This is a genomic window from Maritalea mobilis (assembly GCF_019800885.1).
Taxonomy (GTDB): Bacteria; Pseudomonadota; Alphaproteobacteria; order Rhodobacterales; family Rhodobacteraceae; genus Roseibacterium; species Roseibacterium beibuensis.
This window is the reverse complement of sequence record NZ_JAHVKE010000001.1, coordinates 1,433,936-1,448,807: the sequence shown is the minus strand read 5'-3', so window position 1 is coordinate 1,448,807 and position 14,872 is coordinate 1,433,936. Positions and strand designations below refer to the sequence as shown.

17 protein-coding genes are annotated in these 14,872 nt (G+C 65.5%); 10 read left to right on the top strand and 7 right to left on the bottom strand.

Features of this window, described 5'->3' with window-relative positions:
• Positions 1-153: 153 nt before the first annotated feature.
• Positions 154-354: a DUF1127 domain-containing protein gene (locus tag KUV65_RS06985; protein ID WP_222188840.1), complete on the bottom strand. Its 201-nt coding sequence runs from the start codon at positions 352-354 to the stop codon at positions 154-156.
• A gap of 122 nt (positions 355-476) precedes the next feature.
• On the opposite strand from KUV65_RS06985, the gene KUV65_RS06980 reads away from it, so the two are divergent.
• A complete protein-coding gene (locus tag KUV65_RS06980) occupies positions 477-1,331 on the top strand; it encodes a LysR family transcriptional regulator (RefSeq protein WP_222188838.1) in 855 nt (284 codons plus the stop codon).
• Positions 1,332-1,397: 66 nt separating this feature from the next.
• On the opposite strand, the gene KUV65_RS06975 is transcribed toward KUV65_RS06980, so the two are convergent.
• Together KUV65_RS06975 and KUV65_RS06970 are read right to left on the bottom strand one after the other, a co-directional pair.
• The gene (locus KUV65_RS06975) at positions 1,398-2,093 is read right to left on the bottom strand and encodes a Hint domain-containing protein (protein WP_222188836.1); all 696 of its coding nucleotides are present in this window, start codon (positions 2,091-2,093) and stop codon (positions 1,398-1,400) included.
• A 154-nt stretch (positions 2,094-2,247) separates the two neighbouring features.
• Positions 2,248-3,210 (bottom strand): NADPH:quinone oxidoreductase family protein, encoded by a 963-nt coding sequence (locus tag KUV65_RS06970; protein ID WP_222188834.1) that lies wholly within the window; start codon positions 3,208-3,210, stop codon positions 2,248-2,250.
• Between the two features lie 301 nt (positions 3,211-3,511).
• Here KUV65_RS06970 and KUV65_RS06965 point away from each other — a divergent pair, with 301 nt between their 5' ends.
• From KUV65_RS06965 to KUV65_RS06945, 5 genes are all read left to right on the top strand, one after another.
• Complete coding sequence (locus tag KUV65_RS06965; protein WP_308124552.1) at positions 3,512-3,898, top strand: helix-turn-helix domain-containing protein; 387 nt, start codon at positions 3,512-3,514, stop codon at positions 3,896-3,898.
• A 90-nt stretch (positions 3,899-3,988) separates the two neighbouring features.
• On the top strand, positions 3,989-4,837 hold the full coding sequence (gene hisN / locus KUV65_RS06960; RefSeq protein ID WP_222188832.1) for a histidinol-phosphatase: 849 nt from the start codon (positions 3,989-3,991) through the stop codon (positions 4,835-4,837).
• Positions 4,830-6,173 carry an 8-oxoguanine deaminase gene (locus KUV65_RS06955; RefSeq protein WP_222188830.1) on the top strand — a complete coding sequence of 448 codons (1,344 nt, stop codon included), beginning with the start codon at positions 4,830-4,832 and terminating at the stop codon, positions 6,171-6,173. The genes hisN and KUV65_RS06955 overlap by 8 nt, the downstream gene beginning before the upstream one ends.
• A gap of 208 nt (positions 6,174-6,381) precedes the next feature.
• Complete coding sequence (locus KUV65_RS06950) at positions 6,382-6,846, top strand: CAP domain-containing protein (RefSeq protein WP_222188828.1); 465 nt, start codon at positions 6,382-6,384, stop codon at positions 6,844-6,846.
• A gap of 126 nt (positions 6,847-6,972) precedes the next feature.
• Positions 6,973-7,167: a hypothetical protein gene (locus tag KUV65_RS06945; protein ID WP_222188818.1), complete on the top strand. Its 195-nt coding sequence runs from the start codon at positions 6,973-6,975 to the stop codon at positions 7,165-7,167.
• 73 nt (positions 7,168-7,240) lie between these two features.
• Here the strand turns inward: KUV65_RS06945 and ilvC are convergent, their stop codons facing one another.
• Positions 7,241-8,263, bottom strand: coding sequence for a ketol-acid reductoisomerase (gene ilvC / locus KUV65_RS06940; protein WP_222188816.1), 1,023 nt, complete (start codon positions 8,261-8,263; stop codon positions 7,241-7,243).
• 135 nt (positions 8,264-8,398) lie between these two features.
• Between ilvC and KUV65_RS06935 the strand changes: the two genes are divergently transcribed.
• The 3 genes from KUV65_RS06935 to KUV65_RS06925 are packed head-to-tail and all read left to right on the top strand — an operon-like array spanning position 8,399 to position 10,109.
• Positions 8,399-8,854: an Lrp/AsnC family transcriptional regulator gene (locus tag KUV65_RS06935; RefSeq protein WP_222188814.1), complete on the top strand. Its 456-nt coding sequence runs from the start codon at positions 8,399-8,401 to the stop codon at positions 8,852-8,854.
• Positions 8,851-9,309 (top strand): Lrp/AsnC family transcriptional regulator, encoded by a 459-nt coding sequence (locus KUV65_RS06930; RefSeq protein ID WP_222188812.1) that lies wholly within the window; start codon positions 8,851-8,853, stop codon positions 9,307-9,309. Before KUV65_RS06935 ends, KUV65_RS06930 begins: the two co-directional genes overlap by 4 nt.
• 47 nt (positions 9,310-9,356) lie before the next feature.
• Entirely contained in the window at positions 9,357-10,109 is a 753-nt protein-coding gene (locus KUV65_RS06925; protein ID WP_222188805.1) for a hypothetical protein, read from the top strand.
• On the opposite strand, the gene KUV65_RS06920 is transcribed toward KUV65_RS06925, so the two are convergent.
• Positions 10,110-11,315, bottom strand: coding sequence for a UbiH/UbiF family hydroxylase (locus tag KUV65_RS06920; RefSeq protein WP_222188803.1), 1,206 nt, complete (start codon positions 11,313-11,315; stop codon positions 10,110-10,112).
• A 57-nt stretch (positions 11,316-11,372) separates the two neighbouring features.
• A complete protein-coding gene (locus tag KUV65_RS06915; RefSeq protein WP_222188801.1) occupies positions 11,373-12,029 on the bottom strand; it encodes a pyrimidine 5'-nucleotidase in 657 nt (218 codons plus the stop codon).
• 124 nt (positions 12,030-12,153) lie between these two features.
• On the opposite strand from KUV65_RS06915, the gene KUV65_RS06910 reads away from it, so the two are divergent.
• Positions 12,154-12,795 carry a GntR family transcriptional regulator gene (locus KUV65_RS06910; protein WP_222188799.1) on the top strand — a complete coding sequence of 214 codons (642 nt, stop codon included), beginning with the start codon at positions 12,154-12,156 and terminating at the stop codon, positions 12,793-12,795.
• Here the strand turns inward: KUV65_RS06910 and KUV65_RS06905 are convergent.
• Complete coding sequence (locus KUV65_RS06905) at positions 12,741-14,774, bottom strand: glycosyltransferase family 2 protein (RefSeq protein WP_222188797.1); 2,034 nt, start codon at positions 14,772-14,774, stop codon at positions 12,741-12,743. The two genes, KUV65_RS06910 and KUV65_RS06905, sit on opposite strands and share 55 nt — an antisense overlap.
• Positions 14,775-14,872: the final 98 nt, after the last annotated feature.

The following is a 14,872-nucleotide window of genomic DNA, read 5'->3' as shown; positions in this document are numbered from 1 at the left end:
AGACAAACAAACGGCCGGGCGTCAAAAAAAACGCCCATCCTTGCGACTGAATATCGGCAAGGATGGGCGGCTTTTCAAGTCGCACGCCCAATTGCAGGGCGCGGCATGCGATAGTTTTTGGCTATCGTGGTCGGTCGTCAGTTCCGCTCGCGCTTATGCGCCGAGCGACCACATCGGGCGCAGCGCCTCGCGCAGGGCCTCGCCCTCGGTCAGGCCGATGTCACGACGGGCGTAATCGTCAAGCATGGCAAGACGACGACGCTGGCGCCACGTGGCATAGGCGTGGCTCAGCAGAGCGATGGGATTGGACTGGCGCCGCGACGGCGCAAAGCGGTTGGTAGCAAGCGTGGCCATGGCAACACCTCTTCTAGAATTGTGAACAAAGATCAGGTGATCATTTCGATGCTTGATATATGCAGCGCAGCGAGGCATTTTTAAAGTGAATGTTACTGAACTTTTGAATCAGGATTCGTGATATGCCACGCAACCTCGACATGACCGCCCTTCGCGCCTTCGTGGCCGTGGTTGATGCGGGTGGGGTGACGAAAGCCTCGGGCTTTCTGAACCTGACCCAATCCGCCGTTTCTATGCAGTTGAAAAGGTTGGAAGAATCCATCGGGGTGGGGCTCTTCGACCGCTCGTCGCGGCGGCTTGCTCTGACCGGGGCGGGCGAGCAGATGCTGGGCTACGCGCGGCGCATTCTCGATCTGAATGACGAGGTGCTGGGCCGCCTGACCGCGCCGGGCTACGTGGGCGAACTGGTGCTTGGTGTGCCGAGCGACATCGTCTACCCCGCGATTCCCCAGGTGTTGCAACGCTTCAACGCGGCCTTCCCGCGGATGAAGGTGCAACTGGTCTCGTCCTACACCTCGCGGCTGAAACGGATGCTGGAACGGGGCGAGGCGGATGTCATCCTGACCACCGAAGACCATGTCGGCACGGGCGGCGAAACCCTGATGGAGCGGCAATTGATCTGGGTCGGGGCGCATAACGGGCAGGTCTGGCGCCAGCGTCCGCTGCGGTTGGCCTTCGAACATGCCTGCATTTTCCGGCGGGGCGTGCAGGACGCTTTGGACGGTGCGGCGATTTCCTGGGAGATGGCGGTCGAAAGCGACTCGACGCGCACCGTCGAGGCCTCGGTTTCGGCCGATCTGGCGGTGCATGCCTGTATCGAGGGAACGGAACCGCCCTATGTGGAGCGGATCGACCATAACGGTGCGTTGCCCAACTTGCCGCGGATCAAGATCAACCTCTATCGCGCGGAGCTGAGCCGCAGCGAACCGGCCGCCGCGCTGGTGGACTATATCCGGCAAGCCTACCGGGCCTTGTGACAGCCCGGATCGCAAGCATCGCGCGGGCGATTGTCTGAAGAAAGCGGGTAAGATCTTAGTTTGTTGTCAGGCCGCCAGCGCCTGCATCACCTTTGTCTCGTGCGGCCGGGCGCAGGGGCGGGCCAACTCGCCATACGCGTCGGGGTTGTCGCGCAGGTCCGGGAAAGCGCGGAACAGCGCCGCGCGGGCGGCGGGCCCCAGAGTGCAAAGCCCGTCATCGGCGGGATGAAAGCTCTCGGTCGGGGCGCCTTCGGCATAAATCACCTGATGGCGGTCCAGCATCAGATGGACATAGGTCATCAAGGGGCGCTCCACCCGGCGGATCGTGTTGCCATCGACCAGACCACTCGCGGGCACCAGCACTTCCCTGGCATCGAAAACCAGCTCAGCGGTGTAATCGTCGATCAGCATGCGATGCTGTGGGGATACCAGAAGCGGACGGTCCACGGCCAAGCGTCCGCCCGGCAGGATCTCGACTGGGGCAAGGTCGCCCACGCCGGCCACAAGGCTCTTGCCGACCCAACGGACCGGTTGCGCGCCTTCATCGGCGGTCATCACCGGATCGCCGGGGCGCAGTGCCTCGACCGCGACGCGACCGTTGGGCGTGTCGATCAGCGTTCCAGCAGCGAAACAGATGACATGGGCGGCATCGGTGAAGGCCGCGACAGAGCCGTCGGTCATGGAATAGGTGCCGCGCGCCCCGCCAAGCGCGGCATTGGCCGAAAACCCCTCACGCCCCTGCGCGTCGAAAAACTCGGTCATCGCCTTGCTCCGATCCTCTTCGGCACAGCCACGGGTCCCCCGAAGCGGCCATGCCGTCACCAGACAGCTTCAGCGGTAGGAGCGGATTCGCGCCCGGTTTGGATCGGAACGTGGCCAGAAAAGGTCACATGGTCCGATACGGGAAACGATCGGATTACGAGATGGAGACAACGACCTTGCCCGCGACCTTGCGCGTCTTGAGAAGATCCAGCGCCTCGGCGGCCTGTTCCAGCGGGCGCGTCGCGCCGATATGCGGTGTGATCTGCCCAGCGTCATACATGCCCATCAACTGCCGCAGGCTTTCGGTCAGGACCTGCGGCGCGAATTTCAGGTATCCGCCCCAGTAAAGCCCGAGCACGTCGATATTCTTGACCAGAAGGTGATTGGCCGGGATCTGCGGGACATCGCCACTGGCGAACCCGATGGCAAGGATGCGGCCCAAGGGGTTGGTCGCGCGCAGGGCCGCGGTGAACATGTCACCGCCCACGGCATCATAGACCACGTCCGCGCCGCCAAGTGCCTTCACCTCGGTCCTCAGGTCCACCTCCTCGGCGTCGAGCAGGTGATGCGCCCCCGCTGCCCGGGCCGCGTCGAGCTTGTCCTGCCCGCGTGCCACGGCGATCACCTCGGCCCCGAGGATCGCGCCCAACTCGACGGCGGTCAGCCCGACACCGCCACCGGCCCCCAGCACCAAAAGCCGTTCGCCCGGTTGCAGCTTCGCCCGATGCGTCAGCGCCACGTGGCTGGTGCCATAGGCCACGATAAACCCCGCCGCATGGGTGTCTGGCATGGCGTCGGGAATGGCGACGCAGCGCGCGGCCTCGAAGACGCCGTACTCCGCCAACCCGCCGGAGCCTGCGAAGACGGCCACGCGCGTGCCGGGAACGGGGGAGGTCACGCCTGGGCCAAGCGCTTCGACTGTTCCGGCGATCTCCATGCCGAGGGTGAAGGGGGGCTCCGGCGTGTCCTGGTAACGACCGCGCATCATCAGCAGGTCGGCAAAATTCAACCCGCAGGCCGCAATGCGCACCAGCACCTGACCGGGGCCGGGGGCCGGGCGATCTGTTTCCACCAGTTCCGGTGCGGTGTCGAAGCCCGTGACCTGAAATGCGCGCATCCTGTCGTCGCCCCTGCCGTGATCCTGTGTCCGGGGCCAAACCTAGCGGGGCCGTGCCCCGTGGACCAGCCCCGCGCGCTGCTGTCACGTCGACGCACAGGTCATCAGCGCGTATGTCATTCCTATGCTCCTTCCCTGAAGGCACGCGAGTTACCGCGACAATTCTTCCACTTGGGATTGATCCCTGAATGTGGCGCGCTAACTCTCCACTGTCGCTCGGGTTGAGTGGCACTCGCCATGTGGTTTCAATTCTGCCCCACGGCATTGGAAGACAGGTTTGGCAATAAAAAAGGAGAGCGTCGTGAAGCACCCTGTGGATGTTCACGTCGGAAAGCGGGTCCGGCATCGTCGATGGATGGTGGGCATGACTCAGCAGCAGCTGGCCGAAAAGGTCGGCATCAAGTTCCAGCAGATCCAGAAATACGAGACCGGCATGAACCGCGTCAGCGCGTCGCGCCTTTGGGATATCGCCGAGGCGCTTTCGGTTCCGGTCAGCTACTTCTTCGAGGGCATGGACAGCGTCGACGTGGTGTCGCCCGAGACGGCATCCGGGGCGTCGAACCTTCCCAGCGATATCCTTGCCGACAAGGAAGCGCTGGAACTGGTCCGGTCTTACTACGCCATCCCCGAGAACCAGCGCCGCCGCCTGTTCGAACTGGCGCGCGTGCTGTCGGACGCGGCCGCCTGAAACGGCGTCACGCTTGACCCCGGGCGGGGTTGATGCAACCTCGGCGGGCGCTGTTTCCAGACCGGCGGCCCCGCCGCACCGAGGTTCCCGATGACTCCAAACGTGCCCTCGCCCGGGCTCCATCACTCGTATCGCATTCCGCCGCACGAGGTGCCGGCGATCATCGCGACAGCCCATGCCGTGGCCGAGGCCGCGCGCAAGGCGACACTGTCCTATTTTCGCTCGGATGGGCTGACCTCCGACAACAAGGCGTCGGGCGGGTTTGATCCGGTGACCGCCGCCGACCGCGCCGCCGAGGCCGCGATGCGTGCCGTTCTGGCCGAACGCCGCCCCGATGACGGGGTTCTGGGCGAGGAGGAAGAGGCGACCGAAGGCACCTCGGGCTACACATGGGTGCTCGACCCCATTGACGGGACGCGGGCGTTCATCTCGGGCGCGCCGACATGGGGTGTCCTGATCGCGCTTTGCGATGCCGAGGGGCCGGTCTATGGCATCATCGACCAGCCCTATATCGGCGAACGGTTCGAGGGGGGATTGGACCGCGCGCGCCTGACCGGGCCGCGTGGCGGGCGGGTCCTGTCGGTTGCCCCGTCGCCGTCTCTGTCGGATGCGACGCTCTTCACCACTTTCCCCGAAGTCGGAACGCCAGAGGATCGGCGCGGGTTCGAGGTGGTCCGCGACGCCGTGCGCCTGACGCGCTATGGGATGGATTGCTACGCCTATGCCCTTCTGGCCGCCGGTCAGATCGACCTCGTGATCGAAGCCGGGCTGCACCCCTACGACATCTGCGCCCCCATCGCGGTGATCGAAGCCGCGGGCGGGATCGTCACCGATTGGCAGGGTAACCCGGCGCATGGCGGTGGCCGCGTCCTGGCGGCCTCCAGCCCCGCGCTCCATGCCGAGGCGCTGGCGCTTCTGCAGGGGGCTGTCGGTGGCTGATGTCCTGATCCGGAACGCCCAGCTTGCGTTGACGATGGATGACGCGGACCGCGAGTTGCGGGATGTGGATATCCTGATCTCGGACTGCGTGATTTCTGATATCGGCCAAGGTCTTGTCGCCGATTGTGAAAGCATTGATGCCGGTGGATGCCTCGTGACGCCTGGTCTGGTGAACACGCACCATCACCTCTACCAGAGCCTGACCCGCGCGGTGCCCGGTGCGCAGGATGCGGCGCTCTTCGGGTGGCTGCAAACGCTCTACCCGATCTGGGCGCGGTTCACGCCCGAACACATGCGCATCTCGGCGCTGACCGGGTTGGCGGAACTGGCCCTTTCGGGCTGCACCATGACCTCGGATCATCTTTACCTTTATCCCAACGGGGCACGCCTCGACGACACCGTCGAGGCTGCGGCCGAGATCGGGATGCGGTTTCACGCCACGCGCGGGGCCATGTCGATCGGCGAATCCGACGGTGGCCTGCCGCCCGATTCCCTGGTGGAAGACGAGGCCGCGATCCTCGAGGATTGCCTCCGCGTGATCGACACGTTTCATGACCCAAGCCCCGGCGCGATGGTGCGGGTCGGCGTGGCCCCTTGTTCGCCTTTCTCCGTCAGTCGCGAGTTGATGCGCGATGCCGCGCTCTTGGCCCGCGACAAGGGCGTGATGATGCACACCCACCTCGCCGAGAATGACGAGGATATCGCCTACAGCCTCGAAAAATTCGGCTGTCGCCCGGGTCAATATGCCGAAGAGCTTGGCTGGACTGGCCCCGACGTGTGGCACGCCCATTGCGTGAAACTCGACGGGGACGAGATCGACCTGTTTGCCCGCACGCGGACCGGCGTCGCCCATTGCCCCTGTTCGAACTGCCGCCTTGCATCGGGGATTGCGCCCATCGCGCAGATGCTGGGCGCCGGGGTTCCGGTGGGCCTTGGCGTTGACGGGTCGGCCTCGAACGATGCGGCCAACCTCGTCGCCGAGGCGCGGCAGGCGATGCTGTTGCAGCGCGTCGCCTTCGGCCCGCATGCCATGTCGGCGCGCACGGCCTTGCGGTTGGCGACGCGGGGCGGTGCCGAGGTGTTGGGCCGCGGAGCGGACTGCGGACAGATCGCCTTGGGCTACCGGGCAGATATCGCGATTTGGGACATGTCCGGGATCGAGGCTGCGGGCAACTGGGATCCGGCCGCGCTGCTGCTGGCCGGGCCGACGCGGGTCCGCGACCTGCTGGTGAACGGACGCCGCGTGGTTGCGGAGGGGCAGGTCACGACGATCGACCTGCCTAGGGTGATCGAGCATCAAACCCGGCTGGCTCAGGCGCTTGCTGATCGCGCCTGATATTTTAATTATCAGATCGGAAATGGAGGATTATAGGCGCTGAGCGCCTATTTTATTGTTATTTTTTAATCTACCCAAAATCCATACACAGAAATTTCCACAGGCAGAGATCCGCGCCTTTCCGGCTTCTTCGCGCAAGTCCTTGCAGGGCGTCGCGGCCGAGGTCATCCTCCGTGCGAGGCTTAACACGAGCAAGGAGACGCACAGAATGCTCCGACCGATCCTGACCCTTCTGACCGCTTTAGCCTTGGCGGCCTGTTCATCGGCCCCCGGCACCACACGCCTGTCTCCGAGCGAAAGTTTCAGCATCGCGTCGGCTGGCACCCAGCTTTCCGTGGAGCGGGCGCAAACCGGGATCGTGCGCCCCTTGGCGCACAGCTCGGCCCTTCAGGCGGCGGCCGCCGATCACGCGGAATACCTCAGCCGTACAGGCGGGTTCAGCCATGACGGGCAGGGCGGGTCGACCTTGCAGGATCGTGTGCGGCGGGCGGGCTATTCCGCCTGTCTCGCGGCCGAAAACATCGCGCGCGGGCAGCCGGACATGCGCAGCGTTCTGGCCGACTGGATGGCGTCCTCCGGGCATCGCGACAATATCCTGAACGTGCGTCTGACCGATTACGGGATCGCGCGGGCGGGCTCGGTCTGGGTTCTGGTCCTTGCACAGCCCTGCTAGGCCCGTCGTGTAAGCGGCTGACCGGGTCGGAACAGGTCCTTGGGGCGTCCTGACGGAACCTGACGCGTCACTGCGGGTTGTGTCTGAAGACGACGCAAAATTCAGCAGTTTCCAAGGAGACGAGCAATGGACACGTGGATCTTTCTCGCCGCCCTTTTCTGTTTGACCATGGGGATCTTCCTCACCTGGGCGACCATCAGCAAGCGCCGTACGGAACAGCGGCTGAACGACCCGAATGCGCCGAAATCGTCGCTGGCCAAGGACGGCCCCGGGCCGAACCCTGTGACGGCACCGCGTCGGGGAGAGCCGCAGCCGCGGTGATCCGAACCAACAAGATGCAGAAAGGCCCCCGGTCGGCTGACCGAGGGCCTTTTTCTTTTCGAAGTCGCGCCGATCAGTTGCGCGCCTTGTCGACCATCTTGCCGGCCGAGATCCACGGCATCATGCCGCGCAGCTTCTCGCCGACTTCTTCGATCTGGTGGGCGTCGTTCATGCGGCGCGTGCCCTTGAAGAAGGGTTGACCCACAGCGTTTTCCTGCATGAAGTCACGCACGAACTTGCCGGTCTGGATGTCGGTCAGGATCGCTTTCATCCGGGCCTTGGTCTCGTCATAGGGCAGGACGCGTGGGCCGCTGACATACTCGCCATACTCGGCGGTGTTCGAGATCGAGTAGTTCATGTTCGCGATGCCGCCTTCGTAGATCAGGTCGACGATCAGCTTCACCTCGTGCAGGCACTCGAAATAGGCCATCTCGGGGGCGTAGCCCGCCTCGACCAGCGTCTCGAAGCCCATGCGGATCAGCTCGACCAGGCCACCGCAGAGAACGGCCTGTTCGCCGAAGAGGTCGGTTTCGCACTCTTCCTTGAAGTTGGTCTCGATGATGCCCGAGCGCCCGCCGCCGATGGCCGAGCAATAGGACAGGCCGATTTCCAGCGCCTTGCCGGTGGCGTCGTTGTTCACGGCCACGAGGCAGGGCACGCCGCCGCCCTTGACGTATTCGCCGCGCACGGTGTGGCCGGGGCCCTTGGGGGCCATCATGATGACATCGACACCAGGCTTGGGCTCGATCAGGCCAAAATGCACGTTCAGGCCGTGGGCGAAGGCGATGGCCGCGCCTTCGCGCAGGTTGTCATGAACGTATTTCTTGTAGGTCTCGGCCTGAAGTTCATCGGGCATGGTGAACATGATCAGGTCGCACCAGGCTGCGGCTTCGGCGATGCCCATCACCTGCAGGCCTTCGCCCTCGGCCTTCGCCGCGGAGGGGGAGCCTTCGCGCAGGGCGACAACGACGTTCTTGGCGCCCGAGTCGCGCAGGTTCAGGGCGTGGGCGTGGCCCTGGGAGCCATAGCCGAGGATGGCGACCTTCTTGTCCTTGATCAGGTTCACGTCGCAGTCGCGGTCGTAGTAAACGCGCATGGGTCTCTCCGTTTTGCGGTTCGTCTCTCTGGGCGCAATCTGCGCCTTGGCTGCGTGAAAGCCTGTAACGGAATTGGCAAATCTTCCCTCGTAATGTAGAAAATCATTCGTTGAAAAAGAAAAACAGAAAAACCCATGCTGAATGATCTCGACCGCCGCCTCTTGCGCCATTTGCAGGCTGACCCGGATCAACCTGTCTCGCAACTGGCCGAGGCGGCGGGCCTGCCCCTGGCCAGTTGCTACAAGCGGCTGGAGAGGTTGCAGGCCCAAGGTGTCATCAAGGGCAGCCGGGCCGCGATCAACTGGGCGGCGCTTGGCTATTCGGTCGAGGTGAGCCTGCGCGTGACGCTCGACAAGACCGACCCGCGCGCCTTTGACGAGTTTCTGGCCGCAGCCCGCGAGGTGCCCGAGGTCATCGCGATCCAGACCTTCCTTGGGGTCGTGGATGTGCGCCTGTCGGTCATCGCGCAGTCCATGCCGCATTACCAGGAGGTCTATCGCGCCCGGATCCTCACCCTGCCGCATATCGCCGATATCGAGGCGCTGATGCAGGTCGCCACCATCAAGGAGGCGCAGAGCCTGCCGCTATGATAGATCTGGACGACACCGACCGCGCGATCCTGCGGGTGATGCAGGGCGATGCCACGCTCAAGGCCAGCGAGATCGGCCGCCGCGTGGGCCTCAGCCAGCCCGCTGCATGGCGGCGGATCAAGCGGTTGAACGAGGCGGGCGTGCTGAAACCGCGCCAGCTCGACCTCGATCTCGAAAAGCTGGGGTTCGGCGTGACCGTCTTTCTGGGCGTGAAACTGGCCACCAAGGGGCGCGTCAGCCTCGAGGATTTCGAGCGCGCCGTGACCGCCATCCCCGAGGTGCAGACCGTGCAGCACGTGTTGGGCATGTATGATTACCGCCTGCGGATCGTCGCCCGCGACCTGCCGGATTTCGAGCGGGTGCTGCGGCGACGGATCATGACGCTGCCCGGTGTCGGCAATGTCGAAGCCAACGTGCTGTTGTCCGAGGAACACCTGCCGGGACCGTTGGGGTAGGGAAAGCCGCCATTTCGCTTGCAGGCCGCACGGGGCAGCTTGCCGGCATGACCCGCCCCTTGCTCGAAAGCGAACAGATCGCCGCCGGCCGCGTTTTTCCGGACCACCCGTTTCACCGGGTGATCGAGGACGCCTATCGCGTGTTCGACGCCCCGCCGCCCCCGCATCTGGGCATCTGCACCTGCGGGATGTGCATGGGGCCGGATCGGGCCGCGGAACTTTTGCGCCGTCCCGCCCGCGCCTGGACACTGGCCGATGTCTGGTCATGGCATGACAGTGTCGAGGAGGGGCTGGATCAGCGGATCTGGTCCTGGCTTTTGCCGCGGTTGCTGGAAACCCTCGCCGCTGGCGAGAGCTGCCATAACGGCCTTTATGACCGGTCTCTGGCGCGGTTCCCAACCGGCAAACGCGCGTTCTGGTCCGACAGGCAATGGGCCGTGCTGGACCGTTTTGCCGGGATGATGCTGGACCGCGCCATGCAGCGCCGCTTCGGCCCGGACCTCTTTCACGAGATGCACATGCTGGCCCACGGGGGCTGGCCGATCCGCGACCTGATCGGCAGAGTGATGGCCGATCCGGATCTGCCCGAAGCTCTGGCCTATGCCTGGGGGCTCCGGTTCCAGACCAGCGACCTGTTCGGCCCCGGCTGGCCGACCGGCGCTTGGGACGCGTTGCACGAGGCTTTCATCACGCAGGATCTGGCCGACCAAATGCTCGGCTACGCGATCCTGGATGGGCTGAACCCCGACCTGTCGGATCAGGCGCTGTGGGCGGCCGAGGCCATCCAGTCGCGGCTTTGATCAGCCCCGCGCGCCCAGACCCGCCTGCATCATCACCCGGCGCACCGGCTTGACCGAATAGATCGCGTTCAGCGCGCGCATCCGCATGTCGCGCAGGCCCTGCGCCTCGACCATGGAGGCCCGGTTCAACGCGTCGATCCCTGTGATCCGTGCCACGACCTCGGTATGGCGTGCGCGGTGATACTTGCGCAGTAGGTCCGCCGCGCCGGGATCGTCGCGATGTGCTTCGGCCAGGTCCAGCAGCGTGCGCAGATCGGCAAGGCTCATGTTCAGACCCTGCGCGCCGATGGGCGGCATGACATGCGCGGCCTCGGCGATCAGGGCCACGCGCTCGCCCTCCATCCGGTCGGCGACCTGCGTGATGATCGGCCAGATCGTGCGGTTCGAGGCCAGCGTCAGCGGTCCGAACAGGTGCCCCGAACGTTCCGTCATCTCGATTTCGAAGTCTTCCTTTTCCAACGCCATCAGGCGCTTGGCCTCGGGGCCGCGCTCCATCCAGACGATGGCGGAAGATGGCTTGCCCTCCCAGTCGGGCAGCGGGACCAGGGTGAACGGCCCGCCCGAGCGGTGGATCTCGGTCGAGACATTGTTGTGCGGCACCGGGTGCGTGACGGCGAAGGCCAGCGCCTTTTGCCCGTAGCGAATGGTCTTCACGCCGATCCCGGCGGCCTCGCGCACGGGCGAGTGGCGTCCGTCGGCGGCCACGACAAGCTTGGCGCGCAGCCGCGTGCCGTCGCTGAGCGTGACGCGCGCCTCGCGTTCGCGGGTCAGCACGTGGGCCGTGCCGGTTCCGGGCCGGAACTCCACGTTCGGCAGCGTGTCGAGATGGGCCACCATCTCGCGCCGGAGGAGCCAGTTGGGCAGGTTCCAGCCAAAGGGCAGCTCCGAGATGTCGGAGGCGTCGAAATCATGCGCGACGCGCGGTTCCGTCGTCTCGCCGCCCGCGTCCACGATCCGCATCACCTGCAATGGCATCGCATGATCGGCCAGCCGATCCCACAGCCCGATACGTTCGAAAAACGTGCGCGAGGGTTGCAGGAACGCGGTGGTGCGCAGGTCCGCCCCCTTGGCGTCCCGGTCTGTCACCGGGGGGGCCGGATCGGCGCAGAGAACGGAAAACCCGGCTTGCCCGAAGGCTGCGGCGGCCGTCAGGCCGGCCACGCCGCCGCCGGAAACGAAGATGTCGATATCTTTGATCTCGGTCATGTCTCAAACCTAGGGCGGCTGTGGCACCGCGACGACGCGGCACTCTGTCCACCGGCGTCACTGCAAATGCGCGAGGAAGTCGTTCAGGTCCACGGTGTGGTGGTGGATGTGCTCGGCAGGATCGGGTTCGGGGGCGACATGCACGGTGCGCATCCCCATCTCGTGCGGCGCGGCGAGGTTGCGGGGATCGTCCTCGAACATGGCGGCGCGGGTCGGGTCCAACCCGTCCTTGGCAAAAACTAGGTCGAAGGCCTCGCGCTCCGGCTTGGGGCGGAACGCGGCATGTTCGACACCGTAGATCGCATCGAACAGGCCGGACAGGCCGCGATGCTCCAACACGCGGCGGGCATAGGGCTCGGTCCCGTTGGTATAGACGATCCGGCGCCCCGGCAGGGCGCGGATATGGGCGGCAAGTTCGGCGTCCGGGGCAAGCACGGTAAAGTCGATCTCGTGCACCTCGGTCAGGTAGGGGCCGGGGTCGACATCGTGGTGGCGCATCAGCCCCGCCAGCGTCGTGCCATGCTCGCGCCAGTACTTGACGCGCAGCCGGTTCGCCTCGGCCTCGTCCACGCCGAGCGCGCGCATCACCCAATCCGTCATGCGGATGTTGATCTGATCGAACAGCGCCATCTCGGGCGGGTAGAGCGTGTTGTCGAGGTCGAAGACCCAGCTCTCGACATGCGCGAAATGCGGTTTGGGGCATGGTGTGGTCATGGAGAATGGCTTAGGGCGAGGGGCGGGCGACGTCCAGAGCCATCACCGGGTGTGCCATTGCATGCTCTGGACAAGGGTCGGGGCGGTGCCTAGCGTGACGCCGCATGACAAGGAAAGACGTAAAATGAAACTGAACGGCGAGCCACACAAGGATGCGTATGACCTGATCCTCGAAGCGATCGACTCGGGTGTCTATCGGCCCGGATCGCGGCTTGTCGAAAGCGAGTTGGCCGAACGCTTCGGCGTCAGCCGGACCCCGATCCGCGAGGCCTTGCAGCGGCTTGAGACGCAAAGCCTGCTGACGCGGGATGGCCGGTCGCTGATCGTGGCCTCGCTGGATCACGCGCAGACGGCCGAGCTTTATGCCGTGCGCCAGGAATTGGAGGGGCTGGCCGCGAAACTGGCCGCCCAGCACGCCGCGCAGGAAGAGATCGCGGTGCTGCGCGACATGGTCGAGGCCGACCGCGCCTTGCTGGATGACCCCGAGGCGCTGGCGCGGGCCAACCGGCGCTTTCACCACCAGATTCACCTGGCCAGCCACAACCGCTACCTCGTGCAGCAGTTGGACCTTGTGTACCGCTCGATGGCGCTGATGGCGCGGACGTCGCTGGCGGCGGCCGGGCGCGGGGAAAAGGCGCTTGAGGAACATATGGCCATCGTCGATGCCATCGCCGAGCGGGATGGCGACCGGGCCGCGCAAGTTCTGAAGGATCACCTGTCCATCGCCTTTGTCGTGCGGCTCAAGGAAGAAGCCGAGAAGGATTGAGGCGGGCGCGGACCGGCGGTGTCGCCGGCCTCGATATCGGCATTGCCGCCGAATTGACCATGCTCCGTCTTGGCCCAGAAGAAAGGGCGAAACAGGGTCTCGAACACCGCGCGCCAGGCAGCGGCGATGCCGAGGATATAGTAGAACTCCATCAGCGGGGCGAAGACGCGTTGCCGGCGCAGATGCGGGGCGCGGCAGCCGACAAGGGCGACCAGGAACGTGACGCCGGTCCCGAAGAGCATCGTTGCGAAAAGGGGCGGGTACCACGCGGGCGGCATGTAGGGGTCAAGCGGGTGCGAGAGGCCGAATAGCTTGATCCCGAAGCTCCATAGAAGCGGCGCGAGAAAGAATCCCAGCACGGCGGAAAGGATCTGCACCTGCAGCCCCAGAAAACGCCAGGTCCCCACGTCGCGCCACAGCGAAACCGGGCGGCGCATCGCGGTGGCCCATGTGACGAGATACCCTTTCAGCCAGCGGGAGCGCTGCCTGATCCAAGGTCGGATGGCGGCGTTTGCCTCTTCGAAGGTGGTGGTCTCGACGATCTCGGTCCGATGTCCCGCGCGGGCGAGGCGCAAGCCAAGCTCGGCATCCTCGGTCACGTTATGCGCGTCCCAGCCGCCGACGGCCTCCAGCACCTCGCGCCGCAGGAAGAGCGTTGTGCCGCCAAGCGGAACCACAAGGCCGAGGCGCTGCACGCCGGGCAGAAGCACGCGGAACCAGCTGGCATATTCCACGGTGAACATGCGCGCGATCCAGTTATGCGTGCTGTTGTAATAATCGAGCTGCCCCTGAAGGCAGGCGACGTTCGGCGCGACCTCGGCGAAGCGGCGCACGATGCGCGTGATCTGGTCGGGGTCGGGGCGGTCCTCGGCATCATAGATGCCCACGATCGTGCCGCGTGCGAAGTTCAGGGCATAGTTCAGGGCACGGGGCTTCGTGCGCGGCGTACCCGGGGGGACCCGGATCGCGCGGATGTGCGGAGGCAGGTGCGTGGCAGCCAGCGCCGCGCTGGTGATCTCGTCATCCTCCTCGACGCAGAGGATCACGTCCAGCCGTTCGGGCGGGTAATCGAGCCGGGCCAGCCGCCGGACGAGATGGCTGGCGATTTCAGCCTCGCGGTAGAGAGGCACAAGCACCGTGACAACGGGCAGGCGCAGCAGCGTGGGAGAGGCCCCCTCGGGCCGGGGCGGGCGTTTGCCGATCAGCGTGGCGCCGAGCGACATGAGTTTCAGCGTCAGGTTCGCGGCATAGACCAGGATCGCAAGGCCCATGACGCCCACGATCGCCACACCCGGTTGCAGAACCGCGAGCGCGGCCAGAAGCATCACCATGAGATAGGCGCGGCCGGCCAGGTTGCGCGGGTTCCAGACCCGGCAGGAATGTTCCTCGGGGGCGCGGCCCTCGGCCTCGCGGGCGAGCTTGGCCCCGTAAGCGACGTGATGGGCCGACGCGATCTGCTCTCGGCTGGCAAGGACGGGAAGAAGGCGCATGCCCGACGGCAGGTCCTGTTCGAGCTGCGCAAGGAGGTCGGGGCGTGCCGTGGCCACGACGAAGGCAGATCCGGCCCGCCGCCACGGGATCGCCTCGGCCCCGATCGCGCGCGCGGCGGGAACGGCGCTGGACAGCGCCGGGTCGGGCGCGTCGCTGTGGAGGTCAACGATGGCCGTGCCGTAAAGCTGGCTGAGCGCGGAGAGCAGTTCGGCCTCGCTGATCAGGTCGCGCGCTTGCAGAATGCGCCCGAGGGGCAGGGCCAGCGTCCGCGTCGCCACGCGGGCGTCGTTCACCTGCGCGACGGTCGCAAGACCGCGCCCGATCAGGATCTCTGCGAGGCGATCATCGAAGGTGCCGGGCGGCGTATCGTAAGGGTCGCATTGCACCGCGACGGAGGATGCGGCCGCGCCGACACCCTGTCCGGAGCCCGAAACATCCCACGCATGGCTGGCGCGGTTTCCCTCGGTTTCCGGTTTTCCCGTGTTCATCAACCCGTGCGCCAGTTGTCCCGTGGATGTTCAGCAACAATCCACAGGATAACTCACAGAGGTTAACGTGCCGTTAACGCCGTTGCAGTTTTCGCGCC